General features: G+C 70.4%; 20 protein-coding genes. 1 reads left to right on the forward strand and 19 read right to left on the reverse strand.

All coding sequences use genetic code 11. The features are described from left to right. Positions 1-130 precede the first annotated feature (130 nt). From rpmA to mrdA, 14 genes are all read right to left on the reverse strand, one after another. Complete coding sequence (gene rpmA / locus Q2K21_RS29330; protein WP_061922958.1) at positions 131-385, reverse strand: 50S ribosomal protein L27; 255 nt, start codon at positions 383-385, stop codon at positions 131-133. A 14-nt stretch (positions 386-399) separates the two neighbouring features. Then, entirely contained in the window at positions 400-720 is a 321-nt protein-coding gene (gene rplU, locus Q2K21_RS29335; protein ID WP_030749991.1) for a 50S ribosomal protein L21, read from the reverse strand. Between the two features lie 180 nt (positions 721-900). Beyond that, positions 901-1,962: an iron-containing alcohol dehydrogenase family protein gene (locus tag Q2K21_RS29340; protein WP_310776832.1), complete on the reverse strand. Its 1,062-nt coding sequence runs from the start codon at positions 1,960-1,962 to the stop codon at positions 901-903. Next, on the reverse strand, positions 1,950-2,702 hold the full coding sequence (locus tag Q2K21_RS29345) for a phosphocholine cytidylyltransferase family protein (protein WP_310776835.1): 753 nt from the start codon (positions 2,700-2,702) through the stop codon (positions 1,950-1,952). The genes Q2K21_RS29340 and Q2K21_RS29345 overlap by 13 nt, the downstream gene beginning before the upstream one ends. A 170-nt stretch (positions 2,703-2,872) precedes the next feature. Then, positions 2,873-7,048 carry an Rne/Rng family ribonuclease gene (locus tag Q2K21_RS29350; RefSeq protein ID WP_310776838.1) on the reverse strand — a complete coding sequence of 1,392 codons (4,176 nt, stop codon included), beginning with the start codon at positions 7,046-7,048 and terminating at the stop codon, positions 2,873-2,875. A 258-nt stretch (positions 7,049-7,306) separates the two neighbouring features. After that, positions 7,307-8,083, reverse strand: coding sequence for a TIGR03936 family radical SAM-associated protein (locus Q2K21_RS29355; RefSeq protein ID WP_310776841.1), 777 nt, complete (start codon positions 8,081-8,083; stop codon positions 7,307-7,309). 48 nt (positions 8,084-8,131) lie between these two features. Beyond that, entirely contained in the window at positions 8,132-9,274 is a 1,143-nt protein-coding gene (locus tag Q2K21_RS29360; RefSeq protein ID WP_310781311.1) for a hypothetical protein, read from the reverse strand. Between the two features lie 96 nt (positions 9,275-9,370). Next, positions 9,371-10,858 carry an alpha/beta hydrolase gene (locus tag Q2K21_RS29365; RefSeq protein ID WP_310776844.1) on the reverse strand — a complete coding sequence of 496 codons (1,488 nt, stop codon included), beginning with the start codon at positions 10,856-10,858 and terminating at the stop codon, positions 9,371-9,373. Positions 10,859-11,024: 166 nt separating this feature from the next. Beyond that, on the reverse strand, positions 11,025-12,335 hold the full coding sequence (locus Q2K21_RS29370; RefSeq protein WP_310776847.1) for a YncE family protein: 1,311 nt from the start codon (positions 12,333-12,335) through the stop codon (positions 11,025-11,027). 321 nt (positions 12,336-12,656) lie between these two features. After that, entirely contained in the window at positions 12,657-13,850 is a 1,194-nt protein-coding gene (locus tag Q2K21_RS29375; RefSeq protein ID WP_310776851.1) for an MFS transporter, read from the reverse strand. 215 nt (positions 13,851-14,065) lie between these two features. Continuing rightward, entirely contained in the window at positions 14,066-16,027 is a 1,962-nt protein-coding gene (locus Q2K21_RS29380; RefSeq protein WP_310776854.1) for a TIGR03960 family B12-binding radical SAM protein, read from the reverse strand. An 89-nt stretch (positions 16,028-16,116) separates the two neighbouring features. Beyond that, a complete protein-coding gene (locus tag Q2K21_RS29385) occupies positions 16,117-17,712 on the reverse strand; it encodes a CYTH and CHAD domain-containing protein (RefSeq protein WP_310776858.1) in 1,596 nt (531 codons plus the stop codon). 120 nt (positions 17,713-17,832) lie between these two features. Then, positions 17,833-19,032 carry a rod shape-determining protein RodA gene (rodA, locus tag Q2K21_RS29390; protein ID WP_310776860.1) on the reverse strand — a complete coding sequence of 400 codons (1,200 nt, stop codon included), beginning with the start codon at positions 19,030-19,032 and terminating at the stop codon, positions 17,833-17,835. Continuing rightward, complete coding sequence (gene mrdA, locus Q2K21_RS29395) at positions 19,029-21,275, reverse strand: penicillin-binding protein 2 (protein WP_310776866.1); 2,247 nt, start codon at positions 21,273-21,275, stop codon at positions 19,029-19,031. Before mrdA ends, rodA begins: the two co-directional genes overlap by 4 nt. Before the next feature lie 58 nt (positions 21,276-21,333). On the opposite strand from mrdA, the gene Q2K21_RS29400 reads away from it, so the two are divergent. Then, complete coding sequence (locus Q2K21_RS29400; RefSeq protein ID WP_310776869.1) at positions 21,334-21,483, forward strand: hypothetical protein; 150 nt, start codon at positions 21,334-21,336, stop codon at positions 21,481-21,483. Here the strand turns inward: Q2K21_RS29400 and mreD are convergent. The 5 genes from mreD to Q2K21_RS29425 all read right to left on the reverse strand — a co-directional run bounded on the left by mreD (position 21,470) and on the right by Q2K21_RS29425 (position 25,583). Beyond that, the gene (mreD, locus tag Q2K21_RS29405; RefSeq protein WP_310776875.1) at positions 21,470-22,138 is read right to left on the reverse strand and encodes a rod shape-determining protein MreD; all 669 of its coding nucleotides are present in this window, start codon (positions 22,136-22,138) and stop codon (positions 21,470-21,472) included. The two genes, Q2K21_RS29400 and mreD, sit on opposite strands and share 14 nt — an antisense overlap. Continuing rightward, positions 22,139-23,089 carry a rod shape-determining protein MreC gene (mreC, locus tag Q2K21_RS29410; protein ID WP_310776880.1) on the reverse strand — a complete coding sequence of 317 codons (951 nt, stop codon included), beginning with the start codon at positions 23,087-23,089 and terminating at the stop codon, positions 22,139-22,141. A gap of 208 nt (positions 23,090-23,297) precedes the next feature. Continuing rightward, positions 23,298-24,317, reverse strand: coding sequence for a rod shape-determining protein (locus Q2K21_RS29415; protein WP_310776883.1), 1,020 nt, complete (start codon positions 24,315-24,317; stop codon positions 23,298-23,300). 341 nt (positions 24,318-24,658) lie between these two features. Continuing rightward, positions 24,659-25,072 (reverse strand): nucleoside-diphosphate kinase, encoded by a 414-nt coding sequence (ndk, locus tag Q2K21_RS29420; protein WP_310776886.1) that lies wholly within the window; start codon positions 25,070-25,072, stop codon positions 24,659-24,661. A gap of 154 nt (positions 25,073-25,226) precedes the next feature. Beyond that, complete coding sequence (locus tag Q2K21_RS29425) at positions 25,227-25,583, reverse strand: DUF4233 domain-containing protein (protein ID WP_310776890.1); 357 nt, start codon at positions 25,581-25,583, stop codon at positions 25,227-25,229. Positions 25,584-25,589: the final 6 nt, after the last annotated feature.

The raw sequence follows: 25,589 nt of genomic DNA on the forward strand, positions 1-25,589 counted from the left end.
GTGCCTCCAGAAAAAATACGGTATGTGTGCTGTTCAACAAACGAAAGGCGGACCCGCCTTCCCGACCGGGAAGTGAGGTCCGCCTCACGAAGACTCGCGATTGCTCGCGAAGGCGTGTGAAACGCTCGGGTCAGGCGACCGGAACGATGTTCACGACCTTGCGGCCACGGTGGCTGCCGAACTCCACCGCACCGGCCTGCAGCGCGAACAGCGTGTCGTCGCCGCCACGGCCGACGCCGGCGCCCGGGTGGAAGTGGGTGCCGCGCTGGCGGACCAGGATCTCACCAGCGTTGACGACCTGACCGCCGAAGCGCTTCACGCCGAGCCGCTGGGCATTGGAGTCGCGACCGTTCCGGGTGGACGATGCGCCCTTCTTGTGTGCCATGTCTCCTCAGTCCCTTACTTCGCAGCCGCGGGGATCGACGTGACCTTGATCGCCGTGTACTGCTGGCGGTGGCCCTGACGACGGCGGTAGCCGGTCTTGTTCTTGTAGCGCAGAATGTCGATCTTCTGGCCCTTGTGGTGGTCCACGACCTCGGCCTGGACCTTGATGCCGGCCAGCACCCACGGGTCGCTGGTCACAGCGTCGCCGTCGACCACGAGCAGGGTCGAGAGCTCGACCGTGTCGCCAACCTTGGCAGTGGAAATCTTGTCAACCTCAACGATGTCGCCGACAGCAACCTTGTGCTGGCGACCACCGCTGCGCACGATGGCGTACACGCGGATCTCACTCTCTCGCTCGGGAACGGAACCCCGCAGTCCAGCCGCCCGACCCGGGCGGCCTCTCCCGGCCACTCGTGCCAGGGAGGAAGAGGTTTACGGGGATGTGGCGCATCTACGGACACGCCGACGGTCAAGGTTACGGGGCCTGCCCTACAGGGGTCAAACCGGGCCGCCGTGTCACCCCGCGACCGCCGCGACGTAGTCGGTGTACGCCTCCTTGATGCGCGTCGGCGACAGCTCCAGGTGCTCCAGGATCGTGTAACGGCCGGGCCGCGTCTGAGGCGCGAACTCCACGGCCCGCACGAACTCGTCGTCGCTGAACCCGATCTCCTCCGCCACCACCGGCAGCCCGTGCCGGCGGAGTACCTCGGCCATCAGCCGGGACCCGTCCTGGTCGCCCCGCAGGTACATGGCGAAGGCGGCGCCGATCCCCACCTGCTCGCCATGGCTCGCCGCGCGCTTGGGGTACAGCAGGTCGAGGGCGTGACTGATCTCATGGCAGGCGCCGGACGACGGCCGGGTGTGCCCGGCGATCGACATCGCTATGCCCGACATCACCAGCCCCTCGGCCAGTACGGTCAGGAACCCGTCGTTGCCACAGCCGCCCGGGTGGCGCAGTACCGCCTCGCCCGCCTGCCGGGCCATCGCGGCGGCGAGGCCGTCGATCTTCTCGCCGTTGACGCGGTGGGACAGCTCCCAGTCCGCGACCGCTGAGATGTTCGACACGGCGTCACCGATGCCCGCACGCACGAAGCGCACCGGGGCCTCGCGGATGACGTCGAGGTCGATGAGGAGCGCGATGGGTGACGGCACGCCGTAGGAGCCGCGTCCCGCGTCGTTGTCCAGGATGGACACCGGCGAGCAGATGCCGTCGTGGGAGAGGTTGGTGGCGACCGCGACCATGGGCAGGCCGATGCGCGCGGCGGTGTACTTCGCACAGTCGATGACCTTGCCGCCGCCGAGCCCCACGACCGCGTCGTAGCGGCCGGACTTCATCTCGTCGGCCAGTCGCACCGCGTCGTCCAGGGTGCCGCCGCCGACCTCGTACCAGGCGGCGCCGGGCAGGGAGGGGGCGAGCCGCTCGCGCAGCCGGGCGCCGGAGCCGCCGCTGACCGCGACGGCGAGCTTGCCCGAGTGCGAGATGCGCTGGTCGGCGAGTACGCCCGCCAGGTCGTCGAGGGCACCCGGGCGGATGTCCACGACGACCGGCGAGGGGATGAGCCTCGTCAGTACCGGCACGCGATCTCCCGGCCCTTGGCGAGGTCGTCGTGGTTGTCGATCTCCACCCAGTTGACGTCGCCGATCGGCGCCACGTCGACCTTGAAGCCGCGGTTGACCAGCTCCTGGTAGCCGTCCTCGTAGTAGAGCTGCGGATCCCGCTCGAAGGTCGCCTTCAGCGCGTCGGCCAGCTCCTCGGCCGCGTCGCCCTCGATGAGGGTCACGCCGATGTACTCACCCGTCGCCTCTGACGGCTCCATCAGCTTGGTGATCCTCTGGACACCCTTCTCGGGGTCCACGACGACCTTCATCTCCTCGTCGGCGAGCTGCTTCACCGTGTCGAGGGCAAGGATGATCTTCTTGCCGTCGCCGCGCGCGGCCAGCAGCGTCTTCTCCACGGAGACCGGGTGCACGGTGTCGCCGTTGGCGAGGATCACGCCGTCCTTGAGGGCGTCACGACCGCACCACAGGGAGTAGGCGTTGTTCCACTCCTCGGCCTTGTCGTTGTCGATCAGGGTGAGCTTGACGCCGTACTTCTGCTCCAGGGCCGCCTTGCGCTCGTACACGGCCTCCTTGCGGTAGCCGACGATGATCGCGACCTCGGTCAGACCCACCTCGGCGAAGTTGCCCAGGGTCAGGTCCAGGACGGTCAGGGCGTCCGGCCCGTCCTCCGCTCCCACGGGCACCAGGGCCTTGGGCAGGGTGTCGGTGTAGGGGCGCAGACGCCGTCCGGCGCCGGCCGCCAACACGAGGCCTATCATCGCGGTTCTCTCCTTACATTCGGCATGTTCCGCCGACGCCGCGGGGCAGGGGTTCGGCGGCACAACTCATCGTCGGGCGCGATCCATCGCACGGTGGCTCGCGCCCGTGGGGGGAAACGGTGTGGTCCTGCCCGCAACGGACAGGACCACACAGTGTCGGCTCTACCGGATCAGCCCTCGTCGGTGGAGGCCGAGACGGACGGCAGCGTCTGCTCCGCCGCCGCGGTCTTCTTCGACGCGGACTTGGCGGCCGCCGTCTTGACGGTCTTCGCCGCCTTCTTGGCCGTCGTCGCCTTCTTGGCCGTGACCTTCTTGGCCGCGGTCTTCTTGGTGGCGGCCTTCTTCGCCGTGGCCTTCTTGGCCGTCTTGCGGGCGGCCGTCTTCTTGGCCGGAACCACTTCCTCGGCCTCGGGGCCCTCGGCGGCCGGAGCCTCGGCGAGTGCCTCCTCCGCGGCCGCCGGGACGACCACTACGGCCGCCTCCTCCGACGAGGTGGGCGCGGTGGCCTTGCGCACGGCACGGCGACGCGGACGGGCCGGGGCGGCGCTCGCGCTCTCGACAGGCTCAGCGGCCTGCTCGGCGACGGGCTCGGCCTGCGGCTCAGCAGCCTCCGGCGCGGCCTCCGTGACCGTCACGGCCTCCGCGGGCGCAACGGCCGGCGCCGACACCTTGCGGGTCGCACGACGGCGCGTACGGCCCTTGGGCGCGGCCTCCTCCTCGACCGGCGCCGGCGCCTCGACGGCGGGTACCGACGCCTCGACGACCGGTGCGGGCGCCTCGACGACCGGGTCCTCGGCCGCCACCGGCTCCGCCTCCGCGTCCTGACGCGACTTCGGCGCGCGCTCGACCGTACGGGACTTCGGAGCCCGCTCCTCGCGCGGCGCACCCGCGGGAGCCGACGCCCGCCGGGTCACCCGGCGCCGCGCACGGCCCCGGGAAACGGCGGCCTCGGCCTCGGCGACACTGCTGTACAGCTCCTCGTCCGGCGCGAAGGCGGGCTCGGGCAGCGCGGCCGGAACCGCGACCTCGGCAGCCACCTCCGCCTGGGTCTCCTCGGCGGCCGGCGCGACCTCGACGGTCTCCTCGACCTCCGTGGCCACCGCCTCGTGCGTCTCGGGCTCCTGCTCGACGCCGCCACGGCCGCGCTTCTTGCGCTTGCCGCCGCCGACGGCCACGGCCGCGTGGTCCATGTGCACGATCACGCCACGGCCGTTGCAGTGGACACAGGTCTCGGAGAACGACTCCAGCAGGCCCTGTCCGACCCGCTTGCGCGTCATCTGGACGAGGCCCAGCGAGGTCACCTCGGCGACCTGGTGCTTCGTACGGTCCCGGCCCAGGCACTCCAGCAGGCGCCGCAGCACCAGGTCCCGGTTGGACTCCAGCACCATGTCGATGAAGTCGATCACGATGATGCCGCCGAGGTCGCGCAGCCGCAGCTGACGCACGATCTCCTCGGCCGCCTCCAGGTTGTTCCTGGTGACCGTCTCTTCGAGGTTGCCGCCCTGACCGGTGAACTTGCCGGTGTTGACGTCGATGACGACCATCGCCTCGGTCCGGTCGATCACCAGCGAACCGCCGCTGGGCAGCCACACCTTGCGGTCCAGCGCCTTGGCGAGCTGCTCGTCGATCCGGTACGTGGCGAAGACGTCCACCTCGGAGGTCCACCGCTGCAACCGCTCGGCCAGGTCGGGGGCGACGTGGGAGACGTATCCGTGGACGGTCTGCCACGCCTCGTCGCCGCTGACGATGACCTTGGAGAAGTCCTCGTTGAAGATGTCGCGCACGACCCGGACGGTCATGTCCGGCTCGCCGTACAGCAGCGACGGTGCGTTCGAGCTGCCGCCGTTCTTCGACTTCTTCTGGATTTCCTCCCACTGCGCCTGCAACCGCTCGACGTCCCGGCGCAGCTCGTCCTCGCTCGCACCCTCGGCGGCGGTGCGCACGATGACGCCCGCGTCCTCGGGGACGATCTTCTTGAGGATGGTCTTCAGCCGGGCCCGCTCGGTGTCGGGCAGCTTGCGGCTGATGCCGGTCATCGAGCCCTCGGGCACGTACACGAGGTAGCGGCCCGGCAGGGAGACCTGGCTGGTCAGACGCGCGCCCTTGTGCCCGATCGGGTCCTTGGTGACCTGGACGAGCACGGACTGCCCGGACTTGAGGGCGGACTCGATGCGGCGCGGCCCGTTGGCCATGCCCAGCGCCTCGAAGTTGACCTCACCGGCGTACAGGACGGCGTTTCGGCCCTTGCCGATGTCGATGAAGGCGGCCTCCATCGACGGCAGGACGTTCTGCACCTTGCCGAGGTAGACATTGCCGACGTACGAGGTCGACTGCTCCTTGTTGACGTAGTGCTCGACGAGCACGCCGTCCTCCAGGACGCCGATCTGGGTGCGGTCGCCGTTCTGGCGGACGACCATCACGCGCTCGACGGCCTCGCGGCGGGCCAGGAACTCGGCCTCGGTGATGATCGGCACACGGCGACGGCCCTGCTCGCGGCCCTCGCGGCGGCGCTGCTTCTTGGCCTCCAGCCGGGTCGAGCCCTTGATGGACTGCACCTCGTCGGACGGCTCGTCCTTCTTGCGCGGCTCGCGCACCTTGACGACCGTGCGCTCCGGGTCGTCGGACGACGGCTCGGTGTCGAAGGACGCGTCACCGGCCCGGCGGCGGCGCCGACGGCGGCGACGGCTGCTGCTGGAGCCGACCGACTCCTCGTCGTGCTCCTCCTCCGCCTCCTCGGCGTCCTCCTCCACCTGCTCGGCGGTGTCCTCGGCATCCTGGGCGGCCTGCTCGGCGGCGAGCTCCTCGGCCTCCGGGGACTCGCCGTCCGCCTCGGCGGACTCACCACGGCGACGGCGACGGCCACCGCGGCGACGGCGACGGCGCGAACCGGGCTCCTCGGCCTCTTCGCCGTCCTCGCCCTCGGCGGACTCCTCCGGCTCCTCGGCCTCCTCCACCTCGTCGGTGGTCTCGGGCGTCACGGCCACAGGCTCCTCGTCGCCGCCCCGGCGACGACGGCGCCGCCGCGGACCGGCGGCCTCCTCCTCGGCGACGGCCTCCTCGTGCTCCGCGGCCTCGGCGGCAGCGGCAGCGGCGGCCCGCTCCGGGGTCTGGAACATCGGCTCGGTGAACACCGGCGCCTGGAACACGGCGACGGCGGGCCGCGCGGGCCGCTGCGCGCCCTCGGCTGCCTCCTCGACGGCGGGCCGCGCGGGCTCGGAGAACCCACCGGCGGCCTTACGGACGACACGACGGCGGCTACGGCGCGGGGCGGACTCCTCGGCGACCGGCTCCGCCTGCGCCGCGGCGGGGACCGCGACGGGTTCGGCCTCGGTCTCGGCGGCGGTCACGGGCGCCTCCACGGGCACTGCGACGACCTCCTCCGCGGGCGCACCGGCGGGCGCGGACACCCGGCGGGTGGCCCGGCGACGGGTGCGGCGCGGGGTGGCCTCCTCGGCGGCGGGGGTCTCCTCGGCGAGTGCCGGCTCGGCTTCCTCGCTCACCGGCGCCTCGGCGGCCACGACGGCGGGCTGCGCTGCGGGGGCCTCGACGGACTCGGCGGACTCCGGCGCACCGGTCGGCGCGGACACCCGACGCGTGGCACGACGACGCGTACGGCCCTTGGGCGCGGCCTCCTCGCCAACCGGCTCCGCCCCAGCCTCAACGGCCTCGGACGCAGCGGCGGAAACCTCGGCAGTCACCGGCGCCTCAACGGCCGCGGGGGCCTCGACGGACTCGGCGGACTCCGGCGCACCGGCCGGCGCGGACACCCGACGCGTAGCGCGACGACGCGTACGGCCCTTGGGCGCGGCCTCCTCGCCAACCGGCTCCGCCCCAGCCTCAACGGCCTCGGACGCAGCGGCGGAAACCTCGGCAGTCACGGGCGCCTCAACGGCCGCCGGCGCCTCGACACCCTCGGCAACCGCGGGCACCACGACCTCGACGGACTCGGCGGACTCCGGCGCACCGGCGGGCGCGGACACCCGACGCGTGGCACGACGACGCGCACGACGCGGCGCCGCCTCCTCCGCAACCGGCTCCGCCCCGGCCTCGACGGCGGCGGGCGCCTCGGCCTCATCGGGAACGGCAGCCTCGGCCACCGCCTCCGTCTCTTCGATCTCTTCGGCCCCAGTGGCTTCCACGGCCTCCACTACCTCGGCAGGCTGCACGGCCTCCTCGGCCGGTATGGCCGGCGCGGTTCCGGTCATGGCCTCGGCCGTCGCGGCGTCGGCCACGGCCGACGGCGGCCCCGCCGGACGCGACGCGGCACGGCGGCGGCGGCGCGGGGGCAGGGTGTCGCTGGGGGTGTTGTTTTCGGAACCCTTGATGGGTTCGGTCGGTTCGAGCATGCGGGCGTTTCTCCCGTCAGGCTCCCGGGCGCCGCGCCTGGTCCGGCATCGCCGGTGACGTCCGCGGCTCGCGCGATGCGCGGTGCCGCCGTCCGGGGCGCGGGCGCCGCACGGGAGCTCTCTGTGTCTTGTCTCGCCGGTTCCGTACGCATGTTGCGTACGGCCTGGCGAAAGTCTTCTGGTCGGTGCGCTGCCCGACCCAGGTGGCTCCCGAGTCGAGGGCGGCGCTACGACGTCCGTCCCTACGCGGAACCTTCCCTACGCCGGCGCCGTCGCGGCGGCAGTCGCGGCGGCCGTGGTCGGCTCGGTCGCTACTGCCTCGCGGTCGGGCGCGAGCGGGTCGGTCACCGTGCCGGTCTCTTCATCGAACAGCCCCTGCGCCAGCCTGGTCACCGCTGCGGGGACCGGCGGCGCCAGGTCGGCCACGGCGCGGAGACCGGACAGGACGTCGTCGGGTCGTACGGCAGGCGTCACGTGCCGAACAACCAGCCGCAGTATCGCACAGGGCTGGTCGGTCGGCCTATCAGCCTGCGAACTGTGCACTTCCTTGCTGTCGAGGCTCGCGACTGCGGAACGGGCGTCGAAGGTGCGGATGCCGTTCTTGGTCATGCGCTGGACCTCGACGATCCCGGCCGCGTTGAAGGCGGCCACCGCGCGCTCGGCGTCCGCGGGTTCCACGCCGTCCAGGCGCAGCTCCCACACCGACGCCGTGAGCCGCTCGGCGAGCCCGGAGGTGCGGGCCTCGACCGCCTCGATGATGTCGAGCCCGCCGGGCAGCGACTCGTCGAGGAGCTCGCGCAGCTTGTCCGGGTCACGCGCCTCGGTGAGCGCGATCTCCAGATACTCCGCCTCACTGCCCGTGCCGGTGGGTGCGGCATTGGCGTACGACACCTTCGGATGCGGCGTGAACCCCGCCGAGTACGCCATCGGCACCTCGGCACGGCGCAGCGCACGCTCGAAGGCGCGCTGGAAGTCACGGTGGCTGGTGAACCGGAGGCGGCCGCGCTTGGTGTAGCGCAGTCGGATGCGCTGCACCGCGGGTGCGGGCGGCGGGCCTTCGGGCTGTCGCTTGCCCAGTGTCGTTCAGTCCTTCGTGAGAGCGGTCGTACTGCTACCTAGAGTACGTGTGTCACCGGCCGTAGGTTCCCCCCGGGAGATGGTCTCCGGCTCGCGGGGGTCTCCGAAGAGCATGCGGCGGAAGTCGGCCCGCGCCTGCCGAGCGGTCTCGCGTGCCGCGGCCAGCGCCTGCCGTGTGATCCGGCCCACGCTGCGCGCGGCCTCGGCGGCGGGCCGCAGCACGGTGTCGCGCACGAAGTGTCCGAGGGGCGTCAGCACCGTCCGGTACACCCACCGCACCGGCTCCACGAAGATCCACCGGAAGAGGGTCCCGAGGAACCGCCCCACCGCGAGCGAGATGTGCCCGGCGACGCGCCAGGCATGCCCGAGCGCCTCCCCGATCTCGCGCCCGACGACCACGAGGACGCGTCCGACCGGGGCGAGGATCCACCGCCAGAGGGTGAGCGCGGGCAGCACGAGCAGAAGGCGCACGGTCCAGTAGAGGGCGGCTCCTATGCCGGTGAAGATCACACGGACGAGCCACATGAGACCGGCCGCGAGCCAGGCGATCCCGTGCCCGACCGGCGTCAACACGTACGTGTAGAGCCACACGGCCGGTACGACGACCAGATGTCGCACGAGCCACGCCACCACCGCGTACACGCCGGTGCCGAGGACGGCGAGGACGTACCCGATGCCCTTGAGCAGCCACAGGACGGCATGCCCCACCGGGGTCAGCACGCGCGCGTACACCCAGCCGAGCCCGGCACCGATCCCCCGCAGCACCCAGCCGAGCCCGGCACCGATCGCCCGCAGCACCCAGGCGATACCGCGCCCGGCCGGCGTCAACACGTTCCGGTAGGCCCACACTGCCGGTACGACGACGAGGACACGGCCCAGCCAGGCGAGCCCCCTGCCGAGCGGCACGAGGACGTACCGCCACAGCGTCACCCATGGCCACACGAACACCGCCCACGCCACCCACGCCAGCACCCGGCCCACCGGCCGCAGCACGGTGTCGCGCAGGAGCCGTCCGCCGACGACCAGCGCGTCCCAGACCATGCGCACCGGCACGACAAGGACGAGCACGACGATCCGCACGGGCAGACGGATCGCAACGGTGAGACACCCCTCGCCGGGCTGCCGCTGCGGCGGCTTCTCCAGGTCCATACCGTCGATACCGTCGATACCATCCATGCCGACGTAGACGCCTGAGCGGCCCGTACGGATCCAACGGATCAGACAGCGGGAGGGGTGGATGCCCGCCTAGGCGCAGTAGGTGTCCTCGTTCGGCCGCTCCCCGGTCGCCAGGAAGCGGGAGACGACGCGGTCGCCGCACGCGTTTCCGTTGGCGAGGTAGGCGTCGTGGCCGGTGGAGTCAACGGTCACCATGACGGCGCGCCGGCCCAGGGCGTCGCGGAGCTTCAGGGCGCCGCTCAGCGGAGCGACGACATCGCGCTCGTTCTGCACGAGCAGGATGGTCGACGGCCCGTGGGCGGTGATCCGTACCGGCGCCTGCCTCGGCGAATACGGCCAGGCAGCGCAGATCATCGCGTTCCGGGGCATGCCCGCGGTCAGCGGGTGTTCCGTGCGGCTCTTGGTGACCCCCTTCTGGTACTCGGCCGCCGATGTGGGCCACGCCACGTCGTTGCAGAGGGTCGCGGCGCCGACCGCGGCGACGTTCTGCAGCACCGGCTCCGGCGGCGCCACGGGCGCGGGCGGCACGGTGCCGTTCCGCGCGGCCAGCATCAGCTTGGCCAGGGTGGGAAAGCGGCTCGGTGAGGAGAGGCTGTCCAGCATGGTCTGGCGCAGCACGTTGCCGTTCAGCTCCTCGGGGTTGGCGCCGGGCCAGGGGATCGGTGCGCGGTCGAGCCGCGCTGCCAGGCGCAGGAACAGCGGTCGCACCTCGGCCGCCGTCTCGGCCACCCGGTCCCGATTGCCGGGCGCCGAGGCCCACTTGGCGAACTCGGGGAAGGTGTCCTCGACGCCGGTCTCGTGCCCGGCGAGCCAGGCGCGGGAGACCCGGGAGGGATCGGGGTTGTCGTTGCTGTCGAGCACGACGCGGTCGGTGCGGTGCGGGAACAACTGGCTGTAGACGGCGCCGACGTACGTACCGTACGAGACACCCCACGCGGAGAGCCTGCGCTCGCCGAGCGCGGCCCGGACACGGTCGATGTCGCGGGCCTCGTCGACCGTGCTGATGTGCCGGATCAGCTCACCGCCGTTGCGCGCGCAGGCGGCCGCCGTCCGCCGTGCGGTGGCCATGTTCTCGGTGACCGACCCGTCCGGGGCGGGCCAGGGCCGCAGCTTCGAGGTGGCGAGGTCGCCATGGTCGAGGCCACAGCTGACGGAGGTGGAGGGCGCGAGCCCGCGCGGGGCGAAACCGATCAGGTCATAGGCGTCACGCACGTCCTGCGGTAACTTCTGCCCCTTGCCCGAGGGGTCGTTCAGGCTGGAGCCGCCGGGCCCGCCGGGGATCATCAGCAGGGCGCCACGGCGGGCGGCCGGCTTATCACTGGGGATGCGGGAGATCACGATGTCGATCTTCCGGCCACCCGGGTCGGCGTAGTCCATCGGTACCTCGACGGTCGCGCACTCCTGCCTCGGGTCGAGCCCGCTGCCTTCGCACCCGCCCCAGTCGATGGAGGGGCCCGTCGCGGAGGCGGGTACGGAGGTGGTCAGTGGGGCGGCAAGCCCGAGAAGGGCGGCGGAGACGGCGATCCAGGCGGCTCGTGTGCTTCTGCTCTGCTTCATGCACAGCAGCCTCGCGGATCACGTCCGTCCTCCCCATCCGGCCAACGTCCGTGTTCTCACTGGGGTTTGCCCTACTCCGGCGCGGTTCACCAGGTCCGACAACCCGAGCGAACGAGGCCCCGGGTGAGCTTCCCGGGGCCTCGCACGTTCGCCTTCGGTGGCGAGGTCAGTCAGAGGTGATGTCGACCGTGGCCGTGCCGTAGGCATAGGCGTGCCGCGCGTCACCGTAGTACTGGACGGTGTACTGGACATCGCCCTTGGCCCTCGGACGGTCCGTGTAGCCGAACGTGCCGTCCGCGGCGACGGGCGCGGACCCGATCAGCGTGCCCTCACCTGCCAGGGGGTCGTCGAGCCGCCAGATGTCGACCGTGCTCCCCGCGCCGAATCCCACGGGCGCTTCGAGCTTTCCGGTGAGGGTGAGGTCCTGGTTCCGGGGCGACGAGGCGGGTGCCTGCACGGTGACGGTGGTGGCGACCTGCGGGTGGTTCAGGACCTGCAGCGTCAGGGCCGAAGAGCCGCTGGTCTCGGTGACGGCGAAGACCCGGCTGCCGTCCGGGGCCCAGGCCAGACCGGCGGTCTCGACGGTGGTGTCGGCGTAATCGGAGGGCGACGGGAAGTCCCAGGACGCGAAGGCCGTGGAGTTGCCCTGCGTGAACAGTTGGACATCGGGCCGGGAGGGCCCGTAGACCCCCGCCGCGATCGTGCCGTCGGGGGCGATGGCCACCGCGTCGGGGGACCAACTGGTGGTGTAGATGCCGTCGTCCGCCAGGTCGGCGGTGCGGAAGACCTGGTGATAATGGGCCGCGGCGCAGGCCACGACGACCTGCCGGGCGTCCGGCGTCAGGGCGAGGTCCTGAAGGCTCTCGCACCCGTCCGGCCCTGGATCGACGCGCTTCGCCTGTGTGTCGGCCTGGCCGGTGCTCACGTCGTACACCGCCAGGGTTGCGGCGTTGCCGTCGGACTCGGCGGCGACGAGGGTGTCCGGATGCTGCGGCGTGGCGGCCAGGCGGGGAGAGCTGCGGAACGTGTCGAGGCCCTGCCCTCGCGTGACAACCGGCTCCGCGCCGCTCAGGTCCAGGGCGCCGAGGGCGCCGTGCCAGGTGTCGGTGCTGTAGCCGAACCAGATCTTCCCGCCGGCCAGTGCCAGCGAGGTCGGACCGGCGTAGACGCCCGCGCCGGTGCCGGTGTCGTACCGGGCGGTCTCCTCCAGCGTGGCGGTGTCGATCGCGGCGATCGCGCCGGCGTCCCGCAGGGCCACGTACAGCGTCCGGGAGTCACTGGAAAGCGCGAGGCCCCAGGCACCGGCCTCACCGCTGAACCGCTTCACGACCTGGCCGGTGTAGTCCGTCACCAGAACGCTGCCGCCGAACGGGTCGCTGAGGAACACCTGCTGATGAGCCGCGTCGACAGCGATGTCCCGGTACGAGCTGATGGGCAGTGAGGAACTGGTGTCCGCAGCGGCCGTGGTCGTTCCCAAGCCGAGGAGCGAGAGACTCAGGGCTGCGGAGAGTGCTGCTCTTTCTGCGAACTGTCTTATGCGCAAGTGATCGGTCACTTCCTTCAGTAGGACGTCTACAGGTGAGCTCTTCAGAAGGCACGACGAGCAGAGCGGCCCGACGCTTCGCTCGTCACCGCCCCTGTCGTGATCAACTGCCTTGATCGACTGCCTTGATCGACTGCCTTGATCAACAGGCAACACTTCTCCAGCGCAAAGGCCCGGCCAGACGTCACACGGTGGATCACGCGGCACGGCACGCAGCCGATGTCCGGCAGACGCGAAGGACTGTCGGACGCGGGACTACCTGCCGGTCCGGGCCGGCCGTCCGCGTGCGACGAGGCACGCCGGTACCGCCACGGCGGCGCCGAGGTACAGCAGCGCCGGATAGTCCAGGGCACGCACGATCTGCCCACCCGCGGCGCCGGCCAGGGACAGGCCCACGAACAGCGCGCTGTTGTTCCACGACAGCATGGCCGTCGCCCGCTCGGGAAACGTGTCGACCAGGTGACGCTGCTGGGCGGGGAAGAACGCGTAAGCAGCCAGTGCGAACAGGCCCAGCGCGCAGGCCAGAGCCCAAGTGACCGGGAACACCAGGGCCACGACGGCTTCCAGCACCGCCGTCAGCGCCAGCGCTGACCTGGTGACCCGCACGGCATCGGCCCGGTCCGCGAACCGGCCGCCCACCTGCCCGCCGACGACGGCGCCGATGCCGTAGACGACCAGCAGCCACGTCACGGCGGTGGCCCTGCCGTCGGAGTGCAGCGCGACGGCAAGGAAGGTGTAGAGGCTGTACACGGAGAAGGCCCACAGGGTCGTCACCGCGACGGCGGACACCGCGACGCCCCTACCGGGCCGCCCGGCCCGCTGCGACGCCCCGGACGGGGAGGCGGCCGCCGGGACCGGCCGGGCACGCCAGACGAATGCATGGGGGAATGCCAGCAGGAACGTGCCTGCGGCCAGGATGACGAAGGCAGCCTGCCAGCCCACGTACCGCCCCAGCAGCGAGCCGGCCGGCGCGCCCACCCACAGGGCGGTCAGCAGGCCCGATCCCACCACGGCCAGCACCTGCGCCCGAGCCCGGGGCCGCGCACGGGTGCTGACCAGGGCATACACGGTGGGACCGGTCGCGGCGGCCGCGATACCGGCCACCACGCGGGCCACCAGCAGCACACCGAAACCCGGCGCCAGAGCGGTCCCGACGTTGGCCGCGGAGAACAGCACCAGAGCCACCACCAGGACCGTGGCGCGGTCCCATCGGTCGGAGACCCAGCCGGCGAAGGGCGAAGCCACCACGTACGCGATCGAGAAGGCCGTGACCAGCAGGCCGGTGTCGGCCGCGGAGACAGCGAACGACGCGGCGATATGCGGCAGCAGCGGCGCCACCACGAAGAGATCGGTTCCCACCAGGAACTGCGTCAGCCAGGCCAGCACAACGGGCCCGGCGGGCAGGCCGGGCACCGTGTCTTCGGCCGGCCCGGCACGGGTCGAGTGCATGGATCCGACGCTAGAGCCTCCACCAAGGCGCGGCCATCGGGGACGTGTGTGGTGCCTGAAGACGTATGTGGTGCGGGCCCAAGCCGCCGAATGCCGCCTCCCGCGCGAGCATCTGCCACCCACTCTGAGCGGCGAGCGCCCTGAGGACGGCAGCCGCCTCTTCCTCGCTGCCGTCCCCCAGGACCTCCACGATGCCCCGCGGGGCCTCGCTCACATCAGTGCGCGTGACCACTCGAAGCGGGCGCCGGTGCCGCGTTCTTGACCGTCAGCGGCAGCAGCTTCTTACCCGTAGGGCCGATCTGAATGCTGGTGTCCATCTGAGGACACACCCCGCAGTCGAAGCATGGCGTCCACCGGCAGTCCTCGACCTCCGTCTCGTCGAGGGCGTCCTGCCAGTCCTCCCAGAGCCAGTCCTTGTCGAGGCCCGAGTCCAGGTGGTCCCAGGGCAGGACCTCCTCGTACGTGCGCTCGCGGGTCGTGTACCAGTCGACGTCCACGCCGAAGGGGGCCAGCGCCTTGTCGGCGCACTGCATCCAGCGGTCGTACGAGAAGTGCTCGCGCCAGCCGTCGAAGCGGCCGCCGTCCTCGTAGACCGCGCGGATCACCGCGCCGATGCGGCGGTCGCCACGGGAGAGCAGGCCCTCGACGATGCCCGGCTTGCCATCGTGGTAGCGGAAGCCGATCGAGCGGCCGTACTTCTTGTCGCCCCGGATCTTGTCGCGGAGCTTTTCCAGGCGTGCGTCCGTTTCCTCGGCGGACAGCTGCGGGGCCCACTGGAAGGGGGTGTGGGGCTTGGGGACGAAGCCGCCGATCGACACCGTGCAGCGGATGTCGTTCGAGCCGGAGACCTCGCGGCCCTTCTGGATGACGCGGGTGGCCATGTCGGCGATCTGGAGGACGTCGTCGTCCGTCTCCGTCGGCAGGCCGCACATGAAGTACAGCTTCACCTGGCGCCAGCCGTTGCCGTAGGCCGTGGAGACGGTGCGGATCAGGTCCTCTTCCGAGACCATCTTGTTGATGACCTTGCGGATGCGTTCCGAGCCGCCCTCGGGGGCGAACGTCAGGCCCGAGCGCCGGCCGTTGCGCGTCAGCTCGTTCGCCAGGTCGATGTTGAAGGCGTCGACGCGGGTGGAGGGGAGCGAGAGGCCGATCTTGTCTTCCTCGTAGCGGTCCGCCAGGCCCTTGGCGATGTCGCCGATCTCCGAGTGGTCCGCCGAGGACAGGGACAGGAGGCCGACCTCCTCGAAGCCTGTCGCCTTCAGGCCCTTCTCCACCATCTCGCCGATGCCGGTGATGGAGCGCTCACGCACCGGCCGGGTGATCATGCCCGCCTGGCAGAAGCGGCAGCCGCGCGTGCAGCCGCGGAAGATCTCGACGGACATGCGTTCGTGGACCGTCTCGGCCAGGGGGACGAGGGGCTGCTTCGGGTACGGCCACTCGTCCAGGTCCATCACCGTGTGCTTCGACACGCGCCACGGGACGCCCGACTTGTTGGGGACCACACGGGCGATGCGGCCGTCGGGGAGGTATTCGACGTCATAGAAGGCCGGGACGTAGACCCCGCCGGTCTTCGACAGGCGGAAGAGCAGTTCCTCGCGGCCGCCCGGGCGGCCCTCCGCCTTCCAGGCGCGGATGATCCTGGTGACCTCCAGGACCGCCTGCTCGCCGTCGCCGATGACCGCGCAGTCGATGAAGTCCGCGATCGGCTCGGGGTTGAAGGCCGCGTGGCCGCCCGCCATCACGATCGGGTCGTCGACGGTCCGGTCCTTGGACTCCAGGGGGATGCCCGCCAGGTCCAGGGCCGTCAGCATGTTCGTGTAGCCCAGCTCCGTGGAGAAGGACAGGCCGAAGACGTCGAAGGCCTTCACCGGGCGGTGGCTGTCCACCGTGAACTGCGGGACGCCCTGCTCCCGCATCAGCGCCTCCAGGTCCGGCCACACGCTGTAGGTGCGCTCGGCGAGGACGCCGTCCTGCTCGTTCAGGACCTCGTAGAGGATCATGACGCCCTGGTTGGGCAGGCCGACCTCGTACGCGTCGGGGTACATGAGGGCCCAGCGGACATCGCAGGACTCCCAGGGCTTGACCGTGGAATTGAGCTCTCCGCCGACGTACTGGATCGGCTTCTGCACATGCGGGAGCAGAGCTTCGAGCTGCGGGAAGACCGATTCGGCAGGCATCTCGCGACTTTCGTGAGCTGAACTGACAGGGGTGACCATCAAGCGTAACGCGACCGCGACCCCTCCCAGGACGCCTCCTGGGACACCTCTCAGACCTCCGTCTCCCCCTCCACCGCCCGCCAAAGCGCCGGCAGCGCCGCCTCCGCGGCTGCCGCCCGCTGCTCCTCACGGCCGTACAGCACGCCGTACGTGAACGTGTTCTCCCCCGCCGCGTGCGCCTGGTCCGACAGTTCCCGCAGCGCGATGCGGGCCATCACGCTGTCCTGGTGCTCGCCGAGCAGGGTCTGCAGGGACTTCATCGACTTGACGAGGGCCTCGGCCGGCTTGCCCAGCGCGGGCGCGGCGGCCTCGGCGGCGTACCGGGTGCGCTTGGCCTTCTTGCGGGCCTCGTGGATCGCGACGTCGCGGTCCTGGCCCGGTGGCAGGTCCAGGGCCCGGCCGACCAGCTCGGCGACCTTGCGGAAGTCCTTGCGTACGGCGCCGGCGATCACCTTCGACGGGTCACCGGCGGCCGCCTCCAGCAGTGGCGGATCGGCGACGACGGCGTCCAGCGCGACCAGCAGGTCCAGGTAGCGCTTGCCGTCCAGGACCGCGATCAGGCCGCGCCGGGAACCGCCGCGCCGCGCGTTCGACCAGGTGCGCAGGCGGCCCTGGACCGGGCCTGAGACCAGGGGCCGGGGCAGTTCGGAGACGGCGGTCGTCAGGCGTTCCGTCAGCACTTCCTGGTCGCGGTCCACGCCCAGCTCGCCGGCCAGCCACTTCAGCTCGTCGGCGATCGGGTCGGTGACGCCGCGGTCCAGGACCTTTCCGTACGAGCGGAACGTGCTGCGCAGCCGGCGGGTGGCAACGCGCATGGCGTGCACGGAGTCGAAGACGTCCCGGCGGACCGCGGGGTCCAGTTCGACGACCGCCTCCCGCTGGGCGCGGACGTAGGCGAGGACGTGGTCGCCCGCGGTGACCGGCGCCTTCTCCTTTGCCTTGTCGTTGGCGTTTGCCTTGGGGTTGGCGTTTGCCTTGCCCTTGTCGTTTGCCTTGCCGTTGCGGGCCGCCGCCTTCTCCTTGCGCGCCGCGGCCGGCTTCCTGCGCTTGCCCGTCTCCTCCAGTGCCCTGGCCAGCTTGGAGCGGGCGGATGAGCGGCTCACCCCGGCCTTGCGGAGTTTCCTGTCGACCTTGTCGAGGAAGGCGGGGTCGCCGTCGTCCGCGAGTTCGACCTCGATCTCGGTCCACTCGGCGGTGCCCGTGCCGCCGCTCAGCCGTTCTGCGCGGACCCGGTCGAGGCTGACCTCGGCGAGCAGGGTGCCGTCGGCGTCGACGAGGTGGCGGATGTCGCGGGCGGAGCGCAGGCGTACGACGGGGACGAGCTCGGCGTCGCGGACGCGGGAGCGGACGAGACCGGACAGGTACGGCGGGACGGTGTCGGAGAGCGGGGCGTGGACCTCGTCGCGTACGTCGTCGGCGACCGGCAGTTTGAGGTGCCAGCCGGCGTCGTCGCCTCCGGTGCGGCGGCGCAGGGTGATCAAGGACGCGGCGAGGCGTTGGTCGGGGGTGTCGTAGTAGGTGGCGTCCAGGTCCGCGAGGCCCCGGTCGATGACGGCCGAGACCCCGGCGACGCCGGTGAGGTCCGGCAGTTCGTCCCCGGCCGCGGCCTCGTACTTCCGCTCGATTTCGCGCTTGGTGTCCGCCATGCACCGAATCTAGTGGCAATCGGGCCGGGACGGCAGAGGCCGCCGAACGTGAATCCCCGGGAAGCTCCAGGCCACACGGAGGGATACAGGGAGGGACGAGGCCCTTGCCCCGCCCCTCCCCTACGCCGACATCGGCCGCTGCACCCGGATCGACTGCAGCAGTCCCACCGCTATCCAGACGGAGAACATCGAGGAGCCGCCGTACGACACGAACGGCAGCGGCAGGCCCGCGACCGGCATGATGCCGAGGGTCATGCCGATGTTCTCGAAGGACTGGAAGGCGAACCAGGCGATGATCCCGGCGGCGACGATCGTGCCGTACAGCTCGGTCGTCTCGCGGGCGATCCGGCAGGCGCGCCACAGGATGACACCGAGCAGGCCGATGATCAGCCCGGCTCCGATGAAGCCCAGCTCCTCGCCCGCGACCGTGAAGACGAAGTCCGTCTGCTGTTCCGGCACGAACTGGCCCGTCGTCTGCGAACCGTGGAACAGGCCCGCGCCGGTCAGACCGCCGGAGCCGATCGCGATGCGTGCCTGGTTGGTGTTGTAGCCGACGCCCGCGGGGTCCAGGTCGGGGTTGGCGAAGGCGGCGAAGCGGTTGATCTGGTACTCGTCCAGGATGTGCAGCTGCCAGACGGCGACCGCGCCCAGGGCGCCCGCGCCGATGAGGCCGAGTACCCAGCGGTTGGAGGCGCCGGAGGCGAGCAGCACGCCCAGCACGATGATCACCATGACCATGACCGAGCCCAGGTCGGGCATGAGCATGATGATCATCATCGGGACGGCGGCCAGGCCCAGGGCCTGTGCCACGGTCCGGTGGTCGGGATACGGCTTGTCGCCCGCGTCGACCCGGGCGGCGAGCAGCATCGCCATGCCCAGGATGATCGTGATCTTCACGAACTCGGAAGGCTGGAGAGAGAAGCCGCCGCCGAGGACGATCCAGTTACGGCTGCCGTTGATGGTGGCGCCGAGCGGGGTGAGCACCAGCAGCACCAAGAACAGGGAGATGCCGTACAGGATCGGCACGGCGGTGCGCAGGGTGCGGTGGCCGAGCCAGATCGTGCCGATCATCAGGACGATCCCGACGCCGGTGTTCACCAGGTGCCGGATCAGGAAGTAGTACGGGTCGCCCTGGTTGATCTCGGTGCGGCCCCGGGTCGCCGAGTAGACGAGGGCCGTGCCGATCAGGGACAGGGCGATGGCCGACAGCAGTATCGGCCAGTCGAGGCGGCGGGCCAGGCTGTCACGGGCGAAGAGCCGTGTCCAGGCAGCCCGCTGGGGGCCGTACCCGGAGACGGAGAAGTTGTTCGCTCCGGTCATGTCAGGATCCTCCGCCTCTTCTTCGGGCGGCCCGTGCTACGGCGAGTGGTGCGGTTGCTCGCGGTCGGGTTGGGCGTGGTGGCCGCCGGGCTGTCGGTGGGCGTCCCCTGCTGCCCTTCCTCGGTGGCCTGGTCCGCGTTCGGGTCGTACTTCTCGATCTTCGGGGCCACGATCGAGCCGTCGGTCTCGATCTTGGGCAGGCCCTTCTGCGGCGTGGGCAGCAGCGCCTTCTTGTTGTCGATCGAGCCGTCGGACTGAACGCCGTACATCGCGCTGTAGATGTTGCGCACGGCCTCACCCGAGGCGCCGGAGCCCGTACCGGCCTGGGCGATGGTCATGATGACCGTGTAGTCCTTGGTGAACGTGGCGAGCCACGACGTGGTCTGCTTGCCGTAGACCTCGGCGGTACCCGTCTTGGCGTGCAGCGCGATCTTGTCCTGCGGCCAGCCGCCGAACTTCCAGGCGGCGGTACCGCGGGTGACGACGCCCGCGAGGGCCTCTTCCATGACGTCGCGCGTCTTCTTGCTGATCGGCAGCTTGCCGTGCGACTTGGGCTTGATCTCGGTGACCTGCTTGCCGTCGGGGCTGACGATCGCCTTGCCGATGGTCGGGTTCCACATGGTGCCCCCGTTGGAGATCGCCGAGTAGATGACGGCCTCCTGGATCGGGGTCAGAAGGGTGTCGCCCTGGCCGATGGAGTAGTTGATCTCGTCACCGGCGCGCATCCTGTTGCCTTCGAGGCAGTTCTCGTACGCGATCTTCTGGACGTAGTCGCCGTCCTTCTTGCCGGTCTTGCACCAGGCGTCCTTGTTGGCCTTCCAGTAGCTCTGCTTCCACTGGCGGTCGGGGACGCGGCCGGTGACCTCGTTCGGCAGGTCGATGCCGGTGGTCTTGCCGAGGCCGAACTGGTGGGCGGTCTTGAAGAACCAGTCCTTGGGGTGCTTCGGGTTGATGCCGCCGTCCTTCAGCCACTGCTGGTGGGCGAGGCCGTAGAAGACGGTGTCGCAGGAGACCTCCAGGGCGCGGCCGAGCGAGATCGGGCCGAAGTTCTCATTCTCGAAGTTCTTGAAGACCTGGCCGCCGACCGAGTACGAGCTGGTGCAGGGGTAGTGGCCGTCGAAGGCGTAGCCGGCCTGGATCGCGGCGGCCGTGGAGACCACCTTGAAGGTGGAGCCGGGGGCCGACTGTCCCTGGATGGCCCGGTTGAGCAGCGGGTAGTCGGAGTCCTTGCCGGTGAGGTTCTTGTAGTCCTTGGCGGAGATGCCGCCGACCCAGACGTTCGGGTCGTAGTTCGGGGCGGACGCCATGGCGACGATGCGGCCGGTCTTGGCCTCCATCACCACGACCGCGCCCGAGTCGGCCTTGTAGTTCTCGCCGGTGATCTTGTCGAACTGCTGGCGGGCGTTCTTCATCGCCCAGTCCAGCTGGTACTCGGCGACCCGCTGGACGCGGGCGTCGATGCTGGTGACCAGGTTGGAGCCGGCCTCGGCGGCGTCGGCCTTGGCCTTGCCGATGACGCGGCCGAGGTTGTCGACCTCGTAGCGGGTGACGCCTGCCTTGCCGCGCAGCACCTTGTCGTACTGGCGTTCAAGGCCGGAGCGGCCGACTTGGTCCGAGCGGAGGTAGGGGGAGTCGGTGTCCTTGGCCTGCTGGATCTCGTCGTCGGTGACGGGCGAGAGGTAGCCGAGCACCTGGGCGGTGTTGGCCTCGCCGGGGCTCGGGTAGCGGCGCACGGCCTCGGGTTCGGCGGTGATGCCGGGGAAGTCCTCGGAGCGCTCGCGGATCTGGAGGGCCTGCTTGGGGGTGGCCTCGTCGGTGATGGGGATGGGCTGGTACGGGGAGCCGTTCCAGCAGGGCTGCGGCGTCTTGGCGTCGCACAGGCGGACCTTGTCCATCACGTCCTTGGGCTTCATGCCGAGGACGCCGGCCAGCTTGGTGAGGACGGCCTTGCCGTCGTCCTTCATCTTCAGCAGGTCGGTGCGGGACGCGGAGACCACGAGCCGGGTCTCGTTGTCGGCGATCGGGATGCCGCGCGCGTCCAGGATCTCGCCGCGCACAGCGGGCTGGACGACCTGCTGGACGTGGTTGCCGGAGGCCTCCTTGGCGTACTCCGCGCCGTTACGGATCTGGAGGTACCACAGGCGTCCGCCGAGGGTGCCGAGGAGGGAAAGGACAAGGATCTGGAGGATGACGAGCCGGATCTGGACGCGTGGAGTCCGTCCGGTCTCGGGGATGTTGGTCACTGCTGCTGCCGCCCCCTCTCAGCGCACATGCGAGTCATACGAGTACCTGGGCACTTGCGTGTCGTACGAGTACCTGGGCACCTGCGTGTCGTACGAGTACCTGGGCACATACGGGTCGGACGAGTACCTGGGCACATACGGGTCGGACGAGCACCCGGCCGGCCTGTGCGAGCAGGCGGCCAACTCCCGGGTGATCACAGCCGCTTGACCCCCTTGATGCGTCCGGCGCGGGCCACCCGGGCCTTGGCCGCCTTGACGCGCAGTCCGCCGCGCTGGCTGCCGATGCGCAGCCCGGTGCCGGAGGAGAGCCAGCCGGAGGAGACGTCGGCCGCCTTGGCCGAGTTGGTCTCGGCGAGCGGGTCGTTCTCCGCACGGCGGGCCAGCGCCATGATCCCGGGGACCACGAAGGGGGCGAGCATTAGGTCGTACAGGGCGGCCGAGAACAGCAGGCCGGCGAGGCCCACATGGCGGGCGGCGGTGTCGCCGACGAGCGCGCCGACGAGGGCGTACAGCAGGGTCGAGCCGATGGCGGCGGCGACCACCACGGCCATCGGGCCGGTCGCGGACTTCAGACGGCCGTTCTCCGGCTTGGCGAGCCCGGCGAGGTAGCCGACGACGCAGAGCACCAGGGCGTAGCGGCCGGCGGCGTGGTCGGCGGGCGGGACGAGGTCCGAGAGCAGGCCCGCGCCGAAGCCGATGAGGCAGCCGCCGACGTGGCCGTAGACCAGGGCGAGGCCGACGACGGTGAGCAGCACCAGGTCGGGGACGGCGCCGGGCAGGTGGAGGCGGGCGAGAACGCTCACCTGGATCACCAGGGCGACGACCACGAGGGTGGTGGAGAGCAGCATCCGGTTGAAGCGCATCTAGTTCAGCTCCTCGAACGTCTGCTGCTGGCCGTCGGCGGGCGCCGAGGGCGTGACGGTGACGGTCACGGTCGGCGTGGGCGTCGGCTTGGACTTCGGCGGCAGCACGGTGTCGCGCGGATCCTTCTTCGGCGCCTGGACGACGACTCCGACGACGTCGAGTTTGGTGAAGGACGCGAACGGCTTCACGTAGATCGTGCGGGTCAGGTCGCCACCGGAGGGGTCGACCCGGGAGACCACGCCGACGGGTACGCCGGGCACGAACGGCCGGTCGGCCTGCGAGCCGAAGGTGACCAGGCGGTCGCCCTTCTTGACCTGGGCCTTGCCGTTGAGGAGCTGGACGCGCAGCGGGCGGTCGCCCTGCCCGGAGGCGAAGCCGAGTTCGTCGCTGTTCTCCATGCGGGTACCGACGGTGAAGTCGGGGTCGTTGGCCAGCAGCACGGTCGAGGTGTCGGGGCCGACGGTGGTGACGCGGCCGACCAGTCCGTCGCCGTTGAGGACGGTCATGTCGCGTTTGATGCCGTCGCTCGCACCCACGTCGATGGTGACGGTCCACGAGAAGCCCTGCGCGGCTCCTATGCCGATGACCTCGGCGCCCTTGATCCCGTACTGGCCCTCGCCCGCCACCCGGATCATCCGGTCGAGTTGCTTGAGGCGGCTGCGGTTGCGGTCGTCGCTGCCCAGCTTCGCCTTCAAGGCGGCGTTGTCGCGCTCCAGTTGGGCGATGCGGTTGTGCCGGCTGCCGGAGTCGCGTACGGCCGCGATCGCGTTGCCCACGGGGTCGACGGCGGACGACACCCCGTTCTCGATCGGGCCGAAGACCGTGGCAGCGGCCTGACGGGCACCTTCGACCGGTGAGTCCTGACCGCCGCGGATGTCCACCGTGATCAGAGCGAACGCGATGGCGATCAGCAGCACCAGGAGCAGCCGGCTCTCTCGTGTGTCCCTCACGTGCGGCGGCCGTGCCTTCCTCGTCGGAATGTGTGGGGCGGGCGCCCCGGGTGCGCGGTGCCCGGTGGGCACGATCCCGGCGGGCAATACCTGGCTGGCACAACCCGTGGGCGGAACCCGGGGGTTTTATGGGGGAGTTTATGCCTCTATATCAACGATCCGCCGCACGAGAGGAGATCGTCTCGTACGGCGGGATCGACGCGTCACGTCATCTGCGGGGCTGGGCGTCCAGTACCTGCTGGAGCGCCTCGAACTCCTCGACACACTTGCCGGATCCGAGCGCCACGCTGTCCAGCGGGTCCTCGGCGATGTGGATCGGCATGCCGGTCTCCCGGCGCAGCCGCTCGTCGAGCCCGCGCAGCAGAGCGCCGCCGCCGGTGAGGACGATTCCGCGGTCCATGACGTCACCGGACAGCTCCGGTGGGCATTTGTCGAGGGTCGTCTTGACCGCGTCCACGATCGCGTTGACCGGCTCCTCGATGGCCTTGCGTACCTCGGCCGCCGAGATGACCACGGTCTTGGGCAGCCCGGAAACCAGGTCCCGGCCCCGGATTTCGGTGTGCTCGTCGGAGTCGAGGTCGTACGCCGAACCGATCGTGATCTTGATCTGCTCGGCCGTCCGCTCACCGAGGAGGAGTGAGTACTCCTTCTTGACGTACTGGATGATCGCGTTGTCCAGCTCGTCGCCCGCGACGCGGATGGACTGAGCGGTCACGATGCCGCCGAGCGAGATGACCGCGACCTCCGTGGTGCCGCCGCCGATGTCCACCACCATGTTGCCCGTGGCCTCGTGGACCGGCAGGCCGGAGCCGATGGCCGCGGCCATGGGCTCCTCGATGATGTGCACCTGGCGGGCACCGGCCTGGGACGACGCCTCGATCACCGCGCGACGCTCAACGCCCGTGATGCCGGAGGGCACACAGACGACGACCCGCGGACGAGCCAGATACCGCCGCTTGTGGATCTTCAGAATGAAGTAGCGGAGCATTCGCTCGGTGATCTCGAAGTCGGCGATCACGCCGTCCTTCAGCGGGCGCACGGCGACGATGTTGCCCGGCGTCCGGCCGATCATCTTCTTCGCTTCCGCGCCGACCGCGAGGATGCCACCGGTGTTGGTGTTGATCGCGACGACGGACGGTTCGTTGAGTACGATCCCGCGACCCCTGACGTACACCAGCGTGTTGGCGGTCCCGAGGTCGACAGCCATGTCACGGCCGATGAACGACATTGAGTTCCCCATCAGGATTCGTCTGGCCTTCCCAAGTTGAGCGTTTGACGGCTTTTGTTGGGGTGGCGAAGTGGGTGCAGTGACGTGAAGGCTTACATCGTAGTCTCGCCTGCACGAACACTGCGCGAGGGTCTTCGCCATTGTCAGCAGATGACGCGTCGCCTCGCTTCTGGAGACGGGCGTTCGGGGGTAGCCGTTCCCCCGAACGGCACGCATATGCCAGGGGTGGACCCGGTTTGTGGGGCCGATTTCCACGGCCGCCCCCATCACGCGTCCGAGTGACGTGACGATCCCTCAGAAATCATTCAGGAATCGAGCTCAGATGTTCATCATTCGTACGCTCAGAAGCGTCCGGGGAAGAAGATCTTCAGCTCGCGCTCGGCGGACTCCTCGGAATCCGAGGCGTGGATCAGGTTCTCGCGGACGATCACGCCGAAGTCGCCGCGGATGGAGCCGGGAGCGGCGGCGATCGGGTCCGTCGGGCCGGCGAGCGCGCGCAGTCCCTCGATGACCCGCTCACCCTCGACGACGAGCGCGACGACCGGACCGGAGGCCATGAACTCCACCAGCGGCTCGTAGAAGGGCTTGCCCTTGTGCTCGCCGTAGTGCTGCTCCAGCGTGTCCTGGTCCAGGGTGCGCAGCTCCAGCGCGCTGATGGTCCAGCCGGCCTTGCGCTCGATACGGCTGATGATCTCGCCGATCAGCCCACGACGGACGGCGTCGGGCTTGAGGAGGACGAGGGTGCGCTGGGTCACGGGGGGGCTCCTTATCAAGGATTGTGCGGTGCGTAGAGGTTACAGGGCCGAATTCGGTGGACGTCACTCAGCGTCATGTTCCCTGCGGTGCCGTGGCCGACCGGGGGCTGCGGCCCCCGGACCCCATCGGCCTGAACGGCAAACGGCCTCGTCCTCACACGCCGGACGGGCTGCTTTGGCCACCCTCGGCCGCGAAGCGGGCCTTGGCCTCGTCGATCTTTCTGCCGTAGTGCACCGACGCCCACCACAGCGCCGCGAAAATCGCACCCAGGAAGAACATCGAGGGGACCACGAACCCGGCGGCGATCAGCGCGATCTGCAGCGCCCAGCCCAGCTGGACGCCGCCCGGGCGGGTGATCAGGCCGCACAGCAGGACGCTGAGCGCCATGGCGATACCGCTGACCGTCCAGACCGTGCCCGTGGACAGGTCCGGGTCCTTCATGGCGACCAGACCGGCGAAGCCGATGACGAAGAACTCGCCGATCAGGGTCGAGGAACAGAGCGTACGCACGGAAAG

The organism is Streptomyces sp. CGMCC 4.7035 (assembly GCF_031583065.1).
Taxonomy (GTDB): domain Bacteria; phylum Actinomycetota; class Actinomycetes; order Streptomycetales; family Streptomycetaceae; genus Streptomyces; species Streptomyces yaanensis.